The following is an 11,820-nucleotide window of genomic DNA, read 5'->3' as shown; positions in this document are numbered from 1 at the left end:
CTAGGTCTTCCCGTGCGGTGTCCGATAGACTAACTCATTGAGTTCACCGCATTCCTGCTGTAGCTCCATTCCCTTATATCAATAGAGGTTAATCAGGTAAAACAATTTATCTATACCTGCTATACCTGAAAAGACAAAAAAATTAGTCTCATTAGTCCCCTAATCCCGCCATAATTATCAAAGTATCGCTATTCCATTTACGCATAGGCTATTCCTTTTTGCTATTTTGTTTCGTCATATCGCGTCTGCTATTTGCCGTAGATATTTGATATGGAAACTACAGTTAATCGCCTCCTCAGCCACTTAAGCACCCTGACCTGTTCACGCTGCGGCACCGCCTACTCTGCCTTCGAAAAACAAACGGTATCGCCGTGCTGTTTTATGCCCTTGCTGGCTAAATACAACGCAGACGGGCACTTTCCGAAAGAAGCACTGAAGCAGCGCGAAGCCACCATGTGGCGTTATCAGGAGATGCTGCCGGTACTGCAGAAAGAGAACATCGTGAGTCTCGGAGAAGGATTTACGCCCCTGCTTACCCTCAGCAACCTGGCAAAGCAGTACGAATTGAAATCGCTGCTCCTCAAGGACGAGGGCCAGAACCCGACCGGCTCTTTCAAGGCCCGCGGCCTGAGCATGGCCATCTCCAAAGCTAAAGAGCATGGTGTAGAAGGCTGCATCATACCTACTGCCGGCAATGCCGGGGTGGCCATGGCTGCCTATTGCGCTAAGGCAGGTATGCGCGCAGTCGTGGTGATGCCGCGCCATACGCCTAAGGCGTTCCGGGATGAGTGCTACTGGTATGGTGCCGAAGTCGTGCTGGTAGACGGCCTGATAAATGACTGCGCAGCAAAGATCAAAGAACTCAACAGCCAGGGCGAACTGCTGGACGTATCGACCCTGAAAGAACCTTACCGCCTGGAGGGAAAGAAGACCATGGGCTACGAGATAGCCGAGCAACTCAACTGGAAGCTACCGGATGTGATCCTATACCCTGCCGGCGGCGGCACCGGGCTGATCGGCATCTGGAAAGCGTTCAGAGAAATGCAGCAGCTCGGCTGGCTGGAGCCTACGGTACAGCTACCCCGCATGGTAGCCGTACAGGCCGCCAATTGCCAGCCACTGGTCGAGACTTTCTATGGCAGGCAGCCCAATGCCCAGAACTACGTGGGCAAACCTACTATCGCCAACGGACTGGCCGTACCACGTCCGCTCGGGGAACCGCTCATGCTGCAAACATTGCAGGAGTCCGGAGGATCCGCGATCAGCATCACGGATGAAGAAATGATTACCGGGCTGCGGGAATTAGGTGCCAGAGAAGGGCTTTTTGTAGCACCGGAGGGAGCAGCCGTCTGGATGGCAGCCCGAAAACTGCTGGACACAGGTTGTATTACCCCTGACGAGCAGATTCTGTTGCTTAACACCGGCTCGGGCCAGAAATACATGGAGAACCTGGATATCTTCTAAGAAAGTATAAAAGAACGATACACCTAAATCGGTTAACCACCACTTCACAAACACAGAGTATTAAATTAGCCCCTCCACCGGCCTAAAAGCAAAAAACCCCACCGGCACATACCAGTGGGGTTTTTCATTTGGCTAAAAGTGAAATCTTAAACGCGTAATCTTAAGCTGCTACGCGGGCAGCAGCCGGTTGTTTGCTGATGTAACGGTCCACAAATGGCGTGAAGATGGCCAGTTGGCTGAAAAACAGCAGCAGATACAAGTACCAGGCGTTGGCCCACACATCCACAAAAGAAACACTGCCATTGGTATAGCTTAGCATAATCAGTATCTGGGCGCCGTATGGCAGCAAGCCCTGCACAATACAAGAGTAAATATCCAGCAGAGCTGCCGACTTTCGCTTGTCGACCCCATAGGTACGGCTGATGTCGCGGGCTACAGGCCCTGTCACCACAATAGAAACAGTGTTATTGGCGATGGCCGCGTTGGTACCCGCCACCAGTGCGCTTATACCTTGCTGCGCCGAACGCTTTCCGTTGATGGAGCCGCTCACCTTCTCGAGCAAAAATTGAATTCCGCCCGCCTCACGCACCATCTCGGCCAGGCCACCGGTGAGCATCGAAAGCAGGAAAATCTCCGTCATGGAAGTGAAGCCTTCGTACACCTGCTGGCTGAATCCCAGCAGTTCCAGGCTACCCTGCGACAGTCCTACCACGCCAGAGGCAATTGTACCGATCGTCAATACCACAAATACATCTACTCCCACCACAGCCAGTACAATTACCAGCAGGTATGGCACCAGTTGCCAGAAGGAAAAATTGGCTGGTAAGGCTGCAGCCGCAGAGCTTGCCCCGGGCTCATGCCCTGCTACAAGCAGCAGCAGTATGGTGAGGAGTGCGGCAGGCCCGGCAATGAGCAAATTTACCCGGAACTTGTCTTTCATGCTGCACTCCTGGGTCTGTGTGGCGGCAATGGTAGTATCTGAAATAAAAGAAAGGTTGTCGCCGAACATAGCGCCGCCCAGCAGGGAACCTAGCATCAGGGGCATAGAAGTATCGCTCTGCTCTGCCAGTCCCACGGCGATCGGTCCCAGCGCAACGATACATCCCACTGAAGTGCCCGTGGCAGTTAAGAGGAAAACGGCCAGTAAGAAAATTCCTAACGCAAGGTACTGCACCGGCACCAGGCTGAGCCCTAAGCTGACTGTGGCATCTACCCCTCCTACTGCTTTGGAAACGGCAGCAAAAGCACCTGCCAGCAGGTATATGAGGCACATGGTGATAATTTTGGAATCACCGCAGCCGCGTATAAGGGCCTCCACTTTGGCTTGAACGGATCCCTTCAAGATAAAGAATGCGGAAATAATGCCGACGCCTACCGCCACAGGCGATGGAAGGGCATAAAAGTCGTTGAGCAGGATGCCTGCCCCTAAGAAAGTAAGTACGAAAATCAAAAACGGAATCAGGGCAATGCCCCCACTCCTGTCAATCTGGTTCATGCAAGGTGATTAAATGAATATAAGAAGCCGAAGGTGACTCCAGCAGCCCTACGACTGCCGGTGCGCCACCTTCGGCCAATGGTAACAAAAAGATTAGTAGCCCGGGTTCTGGTCTTCCGGCCCTAAATCCGGATCTGCCAGAATCTCACTATTTGGTATTGGATAAAGGAATTTATTCTTGTCGCTGATACCTAACACCGTTTCGGCCCGGCCGGTTCGGATCAGGTCATACCAGCGGTGTCCTTCAAAGGCCAGTTCTACTTCCCGCTCCTGCTCCACGGCCAGCAACGCAGCGTTCAGGTCAAGTGCGAGTAACGGAGAAAGATCTGATCTTTTGCGTACCTCGTTCAGGTCAGCAAGGCCGCCCGGCAGGTTGCTTTGCTTCAGCCTGGCTTCCGCGCGGATCAGGTATTGTTCGGCAATACGAAGTACAAAAGCACCGTCTTCGCCTGTGCCAATCTTGCTATACTTCTGTCCGTACACGGTTTCCTTGCCATTGTCTACCTGCGAGCCCAGAATGGCACTTCGGGAGCCACCTACCTGCGGGTTGCGCAGGTCTTGTATGATGGCGGCAGAAGGCTTCCACTCATAACGGCCGCCTTTGCTGCTGGTCAGCCAGTAGTTGGCGTGCGAGTTGCGGTCGGAGTTGTCGTACACCAGTTCCAGGATGCTCTCGTTGGTCAGCTTGCCGGTGTAAAAGGCGCTATACGGTTGTACCAGACTAGCCTTGCCGCTGCTGATCACGAGCGTGCTGTACTCCTCGGCTTTGGTCCAGTTTTGCTGGTAGAGGTATAACCTGGCTTTCAAAGCCCAAACCGCTTCCTTTGAGGCCCTGCCGCGGGAAGTGAGCGAAGGCAGCAAGGTCTCTGCCTGCTCCAGGTCGGCGAGCACCTGCTCGTAGGTTTGCTGCAAGGTAGCGCGCTTGATGCCTGCGCCACTGTTCTTGTCAACAGTTGGCTTTAGCACCAGCGGTACGCCACCCCAGGCGCGGCCCAGGTCGAAGTATGAGAGGGCGCGCAGGAAGTAGGCTTCACCCAGGAGCTTCTGGCGCTGCGCCTCGGTCAGGTTGCGGTCCTCGATGGCGGGTACCTTGTCGATGAGGTTGTTCGATACGTTGATCACCCGGTAGATCTGGCTCCACACCGATTTGATGGAGCTGTTCTCGGCAGGTATGGCGTTCAAATCAAACTGCTGGTAAAAGTTGTAGGAACCCGACCAGTCCACTTCGTCGGCAGACAAATACGCCAATGCCGGGTATTCGAAGCCATAATAGTTGTTGCTCTGCAGCTCGCTGTAAGCACCCAGCAGGGCGGCTTCCGCACTGCGTTTGTCGGTGATGGCTTGGGCGGTGGAAACGTCCAGCCGCGGCTCCGGCTCCAGGATGTTGTCGCAGCCCGAGAGCGATACCAAAAGAGCCAGTGCAAGTGTTTTATAGTTGGTGAATATCTTCTTCATTGTTGTAAAAATTAAGAGACTCTGTCGCATCCGTAAGCTTCGGAGAAAGTCCTGTGTCTAACGTCTTGCTACTTGTGTCTTTTTTAGAAAGAAACATTTAAACCTGCCTGGAACGAGCGGGGCTGCGGTACTACGGCGTGGTCGATGCCGCGTACGTTCTGGTTGTTGCCGGCTACGTTCACTTCCGGATCGAGGCCGCTATAGTTGGTCAGGGTCCAGAGGTTGGTGCCCGATACGTACACGCGCAGGCTCGAAATTTTATACTTGCTCAGGGCGGCCGAAGGCACCGTGTAGCCCAGCGTTACCGAGCGCAGGCGCAGGAACGAACCGTCCTCGATAAAGCGGCTGCTTGACAAGGTATAGTTGTTGCCTTTTCTGGTCATGCGTGGCATGTCGGTCACATCGCCCGGCTGCTGCCAGCGGTCGAGCTGGCCCGGCAGGTAGGAGATCGAACCGTTGCGTGTGCCGCCGTGCTCCATAAAGAAGCGGTTCAGGTTCAGTATCTCGTTGCCATACTCACCGTAAAACAGGGCGCCCAGATCAAAATCCTTGTAGCGCACCGTGTTGTTCAGGCCACCGAAAAAGTCCGGAGATGCATTGGCCACGATTTGGCGGTCGGCTACCGTAATGCTACCGTTGTTGTCGACATCGTCATACACGGCGTCGCCGGTTTGCGGGTCCACGTACAGCTGCTTGTACACCCAGAAATCATACACTGAACCGCCTTCTTCCATCCGGATCCAGTCGCGGGAGTGCTGGTTGACCGGGATCGGCAGCTTTTCGATCTTGTTCACGTTGCGGGCGATGTTGAGGCTGGTGGTCCAGGAGAAATCATCACGTTCGATGTTGGTGGAGGTAATGTTCAATTCCACGCCTTTGTTGCTGATCTCGCCCAGGTTTTCAAACACGCTCGAGAAGCCTGTTTTTGCGGCCACTGGTACTTCCAGCAGCAGGTCTTTGGTATACTTGTTATAGTAGTTGGCTTCCAGTTTCAGGCGGTTCTCTAATAGTCCCAGGTCCAGGCCGATGTTCCACTGGCGCGTGGTTTCCCACTTCAGGTCCGGGTTGGCCAGTTGCTGGTGGCTGATGCCGGGCAGCCCTTCGTAGTTGCGGCCTGCTCTCCATAATCCGAGTGAAGCAAAGTCGTTGATCCCGTTCTGGTTACCGGTCACGCCGATGTTGGCGCGCAGCTTGATCAGATCGAACGGCAGGTCCTGGGCAAAGGCTTCTTCGGAAACGATCCAGGAAGCGCCCAACGACGGGAACACGCCCCAGCGGTTGGACGCGCCGAAACGCGAAGAGGCGTCGGCCCGCACGCTGCCGTCGATGCTATACCTGTCTTTGAAGGTATAGCCGGCGCGGGAGAAGAACGAGATCAGCCCGTTCTGGCTCGAGTTGGTCGAAGCCGTTTGCAGCGAAGATGAAGCAATTTCCTGGAAGTTGTCGCTCGGGAAGTTGCGGCCGGTAAGCGAAAGCGTGTTATACTTGGTCTGCTGCACGGTGTTGCCCAGGATCACGTTGAGGAAATGGTCGTTGCCAAAGCGCTTGTTGTAGGTCAGCAACTGCTCGTTGATGAGCGTTACCATCTTGCTCTCGCTGCGGCTGGCGTTACCAGCCGGTAAGCCCACGCTGATCTGGGTGTTGTTGTATACTTTGTCGGAATAGGCGTTGTAGTCGATGCTCCAATTCGACTTAAAAGTAAGCCCGCTCAGGATCTCGTACTCGCCGTAGAGGTTGGAGATCAGGCGGCTGCTTTCGCCCTGGATGTTGAGGTTGTCGATCAGGGCCAGGTGGTTGTCGAAGATGGAGTGGCGGGCGTAGCTGCCGTCCTGGTTAAACACAGGCAAATAGGTCGGCACGTACAAAGCCGAGTTGATCACGCCTTGGGCGCTGTCGTCGTTGCGGCTCTGGTTGCGCTTGCTGTAGGCCACGGAGGTGCTGGTACCGATGGTCAGGCGCTTGTTTACCAGGTGGTCGTAATTGAAACGGCCGCTGAAACGCTCGAACTCGGCCGGCTTCACGATGCCTTCCTGCTTAAAGTAGCCCCCGCCCAAAAAGAAGCGGTTGGACTCGCCACCACCCGAGGCCGACAGATCGTAGCTCTGCGTGGTAGCCGTCTGGAACACATCCGGGATGCGGGAGTAGGTCGTCTGCTCTGTCGGTAAACCAAAGCCGCCTTCGCTTCTCGAGCGGAACGGAAGGGTTGCCAGGCTGCCGCCGTCGTTGAGGTGCGTTTCATTGATGAGTTCCGCTTCCTGCTGCGCATTCACGGTTTCATAGATCTTCGGCGCTTTCGCTACCCCGAAGTAGGTCTGGAAATTGATGCGCGTGCCGGCATTCGCTTTGCCGCGCTTGGTGGTGATGAGCACCACGCCGTTGGCACCGCGAGCACCGTAGATCGCCGTAGCGTTCGCGTCTTTCAGAATTTCGATGCTTTCGATGTCTGCCGGGTTCAGGTCGGCCAGCGGGTTGGTCGTTTGCCCGCCCAGACTCAGGCCCGAAAGCGACTGGTTGTTGATGAACACGCCGTCTACCACGTAGAGAGGCTCGTTGCTGGCGTTGATGGAGGTGTTGCCGCGGATGCGCACAAAGATGCCGCCGCCCGGCGTGCCGCTGGCTGCCGAAATCTGCACACCCGACGCCTTGCCCTGCAAGAGCTGGTCCGGCGATGGCGCCGGTATACCTTTCAGTTCCTGCGGGTTAACCGAGGTCACGGCGCTGGATATCGCCTTCTGCGATTGCGTGCCGTAGCCGACCACCACCACTTCTTCCAGGGCTTTGGCATCTTCCTGCAAGGCTACCGTGATGGGTTGACCGTCTGCTTTTACTTCTTTTAAGGTATAGCCCAGGCTCGAAATGATGAGCGTCTGGCCGTTTTCTACGGGCAGGTTGAAGCTGCCGTCCACACCGGTTACGGTGCCTTTGTCGGTGCCTTTGATCTGCACGCGGGCGCCGATCAGGGGTTGGCCGGTTTTGGCGTCTTTTACAACGCCCTGTGTTAAGGCGCCTTGTGCCAGCGCGCTGCTGCTGAAGGCCAGCAGGAGGCCCAGCGAAAACAGCAGCCGCGCGAGTTTAGTTATGATAGGTGTTTGCATTTTATCTTTAAAAAGTGGACAAAGTAATCCTGTGCTGCAATTGGTGTGTCTGCAGTCAGGGGAAAGTATAAAAAGTGATTTATGGTATTAGTGCAACTCTTGTGTTAGCAACAACAGCTGCACATGCGCATTCGCTGGTAAGCAGGAACAGGAGTTAAGCAGGAAGAAAAGAACTTCCGGAAAGCATTGGCCAGCGCATAAAGGCACGGCGGTAACTGGGGTAGAGAATTGCCCATGTTCAAAACAAGATTAAAAAAATGGGTTGAAAAAAGAATACAGAGAAGCTGCTACACCGGCGGGGTGTTTTTAGCTGTAAACAGGGAAATGGTTGCGGATTAACAACAACAGCTAGAACTACACATCAGGGCAGCGGGCGCTGCTTCGAATGATAAGACGGTTGTCGAGAATGCTGGTTTTGTGTGCTGTGAGTTCATGCGTACAATTTATATGTCCCAAAACTGGGCAGGAGTTAGCACCTTTTCAGTATGACTGCTGGTTGCTAGAGGTTCGCGGAGCCTGCTCTCTTCCCTCTTCTTTATAAATCTTGATAAAGATGCTGCAAAGGTAAGGGCAGGATTTTTAGTGATGCAAGCTTTTTGTAAAAAATATTTTCGTTCAAAAATTAAAACATCCTGTTTGGCTATACTTGGGAAGACGGCTTTGTAAAACACAAAATGCTTTGCATTGGACGCTGTGCCCGAATTTTAGCCGTTTTCACAGGATGTTATTTGCCAGTAGAAGAGGGCGCTTCGAGACCTTAGGAAGAGGCAGCAAAAGGTGAATGAAAAATAATATTTGCAAATCAGGATACGGTGAGTATACCTTTGCAACGAATTTATACCGAAGAGGTGAGAGAGCAGGCTCCGCGACCCTCTAGCAACCAGTTGAGTAACCAGGTGCTACTTCCTGCCCAGTTTTGGGACCTATAAGTTTTCCTCATGCAAACACCTTTCAGCGCCAATCCAGGTCGCACCGGTTTCTTCACCACTTTTCTGAGCATCACCTCGTTCGCGCTTTCCTGCTGTTGTAGCAGGTAAACCTGTGGCTTTGGCACCTGCCAGTTGTCGCGGCGCGTCACCTTCGGCCTCCTGCCTTGCAGGACGAGGAACGTCTGGTTGCATTTGCAGGCTTTCTGCCTGCTCCTTCCGCGCCTGCCTGCTGCAGCACTAGCCCCTTCATTTGCTTATTCGGACAAGGCTTCTACGCCTGGTCTTTCTTTCATCCATACCTTACATTCCTATGCATTTCAACACCCGGAAGCCTGCTTGGAGGCTTCTCTTCACCCTCGCCTTATGGGGACTTGTTGCGCTGCCGCTGCTGGCGCAGAACAGTTATTACTTCCCTAAAACGAAAAACTTTAATCCCAAAATTCCCACTCCCGAGCAGTTCCTGGGCTACGGCATCGGCGAGCGGCAAACCCGCTACGACCGTGTGGTGGCCTACCTGCAGGAACTCGACCGCGTGTCCGACAAAGTGAGCTTCGAAACCATCGGCTATACCTACGAGCACCGTCCGCAGGTCATTGCCACCATCACCTCACCGGAAAACCACGGCCGCCTGGAGCAGATCCGGCAGGAGCACCTGCAGCTGGCCAGCCCAGCCAAGGCAGCGCCTGCGCTGGCGAACATGCCGGTGCTGGTGCACCTGGGCTACAACGTGCACGGCAACGAGTCATCGAGCACCGAAGTGTCCATGCTCACGGCCTATTACTTGACGGCCAACCAGGATCCGGAAACGCAACGCTACCTGAAGGAATCGGTGGTGTTCATCGACCCGGCGCTGAACCCGGACGGCCGCGACCGCCACACCAACTGGGTGAGCATGCACCAGGGCAACCCGGCCGTGAGCGACCCGGCGGACCGCGAGCACAACGAAGTATGGCCGGGCGGCCGCGGCAACCACTACTGGTTTGACCTGAACCGCGACTGGCTGCCGCTGGCGCACGTGGAGAGTCGCAACCGCATGGAGTTTTACCACAAGTGGCTGCCCAACGTGTTCATCGACTTTCACGAGATGGGTACCAACTCGACCTATTACTTCGAGCCGAGCAAACCCTATAGTTCGGAAAACCGGCTGATCCCGCGCAGCACCTACGACGGGCTGAACGTGCTGCTGGCCAAGTACCACGCCGAGGCGCTGGACGAGCTGGGCTCGCTATACTTCACCAAAGAGCAGTACGACAACATTTACCCGGGCTACGGCTCTACCTATCCGGATTTTCAGGGCGGCGTGGGCATCACCTTCGAGCAGGCCAGCTCGCGTGGCAACAAGCAGGAGAACTCGCTGGGGGTACTCACCTTCGCTTTCACCATCCGCAACCACCTGGCCACCGGTTTGGCCACGGTAAAAGCTTCTGTGGAAAACCGCGAGACGCTGCTCAAGCACCAGCGCGAGTTCTACCAGTCGGCTCTGACCGACGGGCGCAAAAACGGCGTGCGGGCCTACGTGTACGGCGAAAACTACGACGCCACACGCCTGCGCAAATTCACCAAGCTGCTGCTCGACCACCGCATCGAAGTATACGAGCTGGAGAAATCCCAACGTGTAGACGGCCAGCAGTTCGAGAAAGGCAAAGCGTATGTGGTGCCGACCGAGCAGCCGCAGTACCGCCTGGTGGAGTCGATCTTTGCCAAAACAAAAGAGTTTGACGACAGCGTGTTTTACGACGCTTCTACCTGGACGCTGGCGCTGGCCTACAACCTGCCGCACGCCGGCCTGAAGTCGAAAGGTGCCTTGGGCAAACGTGTTACCGAACTGGCACCCGTAACTCCACTTGTGCCGGCGCAAAGCCACTACGCCTACCTGCTCGACTGGGCCGACTACAACGCGGCCGGCGCGCTATACCTGTTACAGGACAAAGGCGTGATCACGCAGACGGTTTTCAAGCCGTTCACGGCCACCACGGCATCCGGGCCTAAAGCTTACCAGCCGGGTACGGTGACCATTCCGGTGGCTTCGCAAAAGATCTCTTCGGACTCCCTGTATAAAGTGATAACAGAAGTAGCGCAGAAAAAACAGATCGGCTTTGAATCGGTGAAAACCGGCCTGAGCGCGAAAGGCATCGACCTGGGCAGCAACAACATCCAGACGCTGCGCAAGCCGGAGGCGCTGCTGCTCACGGGCCAGGGCATTACCTCCTATGAAGCCGGCGAAGTATGGTTCCTGCTCGACGAGCAGCTCCACATGCCGATCTCCAAAGTGGACCTTACGTCCTTCCCGCGCCTGAACCTGCGCCGCTACAACACCATCGTGCTGGTAAGCGGCGCCTACAACGGCCTCGACAAAGCTTCGGTCGATAAACTCAAGCGTTGGGTAGCGGATGGCGGCACACTGATCACCTTCAAGTCTGCCTCCGAATGGGCGATCAAGCAAGGTATAGCGCAGGGCAAAGTTGTGTCGGTGCGCGATACAGCCAGCAAAGACCTGCGCATCGATTTTGCCGATGCCACCCCGACCGAAGGAGCCAGATCAGTAGGCGGCTCGATCTACGAAGTGGACCTGGATATTTCGCACCCGCTAGGCTTTGGCTTCACGAACCGCAAACTGCCGGTGTACCGCAACAGCACCACCATCCTGGCGCCGGCTAAGAACCCGTACAGCACCGTGGCCCAGTATACCAAAGAACCGTGGCTGAGCGGCTACGTGTCGAAAAGCAACCTGAGCAAGATCAAAAGTTCAGCCGCGCTGCTGGTGAGCGACCAGGGCCAGGGCCGCGTGATCTTGTTCTCCGACAACCCAAATTTCCGGGGCATCTGGTACGGCACCAACCGGCTGTTTTTTAATGCTATCTTCTTCGGTTCGGTGATCAAAACACCGGGCGTAGCTGTTGCAACGGAATAGCTAATTGTATAGATTCTTTCAGGTATAGGGCAGCGCAATTCGTGCTGCCCTATTTTGTTTCTGTACTTCCGGCTCCAGCTCTGTCTTAAGAAAAAGAACTGGAGCCGGGAAGCCGTAGGCATACCTGGTAATAAAGGAAGACTTGCAGCTTTACAGCGGATGAATGCGTATTATTTTATATGAAAGTGGCATACAGCTTTCATATAAAAAGCACTATCTTCACTCCTACAGCTGCTTTTCTGACAGCTGTGCTCGTTCAACATTTTAATTTACATAGCATGACAACCGTTGCTTTAATTGCCCACAACAACAAGAAAAATGAGTTACTCAACTGGGTGAAAGAAAACCAGGAATCCCTACGTAACTATAACCTGATCGGCACCACCAATACGTCTAAGATGATCAACGATCTTTTAGACATGAACATTGAGCCATTCGGACATGGCCCCAGCGGAGGTGACATTTTACTGG

At 54.7% G+C, this 11,820-nt stretch carries 5 protein-coding genes, 1 pseudogene and 2 riboswitches; of the genes and pseudogenes, 3 read left to right on the top strand and 3 right to left on the bottom strand.

Annotated elements, in window-relative coordinates; genetic code table 11:
- Nucleotides 1-270 precede the first annotated feature (270 nt).
- On the top strand, nucleotides 271-1,464 hold the full coding sequence (locus tag OB13_RS11425) for a threonine synthase (protein WP_461490297.1): 1,194 nt from the start codon (nucleotides 271-273) through the stop codon (nucleotides 1,462-1,464).
- 160 nt (nucleotides 1,465-1,624) lie between these two features.
- Here the strand turns inward: OB13_RS11425 and OB13_RS11420 are convergent, their stop codons facing one another.
- From OB13_RS11420 to OB13_RS11410, 3 genes are all read right to left on the bottom strand, one after another.
- The gene (locus OB13_RS11420; RefSeq protein ID WP_461490296.1) at nucleotides 1,625-2,959 is read right to left on the bottom strand and encodes a Na+/H+ antiporter NhaC family protein; all 1,335 of its coding nucleotides are present in this window, start codon (nucleotides 2,957-2,959) and stop codon (nucleotides 1,625-1,627) included.
- A gap of 93 nt (nucleotides 2,960-3,052) precedes the next feature.
- Nucleotides 3,053-4,414, bottom strand: coding sequence for a RagB/SusD family nutrient uptake outer membrane protein (locus OB13_RS11415; protein ID WP_461490295.1), 1,362 nt, complete (start codon nucleotides 4,412-4,414; stop codon nucleotides 3,053-3,055).
- A gap of 83 nt (nucleotides 4,415-4,497) precedes the next feature.
- Nucleotides 4,498-7,509, bottom strand: coding sequence for a SusC/RagA family TonB-linked outer membrane protein (locus OB13_RS11410; protein WP_461490294.1), 3,012 nt, complete (start codon nucleotides 7,507-7,509; stop codon nucleotides 4,498-4,500).
- Nucleotides 7,510-7,949: 440 nt separating this feature from the next.
- Nucleotides 7,950-8,053, bottom strand: a riboswitch (SAM riboswitch).
- A gap of 288 nt (nucleotides 8,054-8,341) precedes the next feature.
- A riboswitch (SAM riboswitch) is annotated at nucleotides 8,342-8,441 on the top strand.
- 307 nt (nucleotides 8,442-8,748) lie between these two features.
- Between OB13_RS11410 and OB13_RS11405 the strand changes: the two genes are divergently transcribed.
- Both OB13_RS11405 and OB13_RS11400 read left to right on the top strand, forming a co-directional pair.
- Nucleotides 8,749-11,349 (top strand): M14 family metallopeptidase, encoded by a 2,601-nt coding sequence (locus tag OB13_RS11405; protein WP_461490293.1) that lies wholly within the window; start codon nucleotides 8,749-8,751, stop codon nucleotides 11,347-11,349.
- Nucleotides 11,350-11,627: 278 nt separating this feature from the next.
- Nucleotides 11,628-11,820: pseudogene (locus OB13_RS11400) on the top strand (methylglyoxal synthase); the annotation flags it as partial.

It is taken from the genome of Pontibacter sp. HJ8 (assembly GCF_054824225.1).
This window is presented reverse-complemented; position numbering and strand designations above follow the sequence as displayed.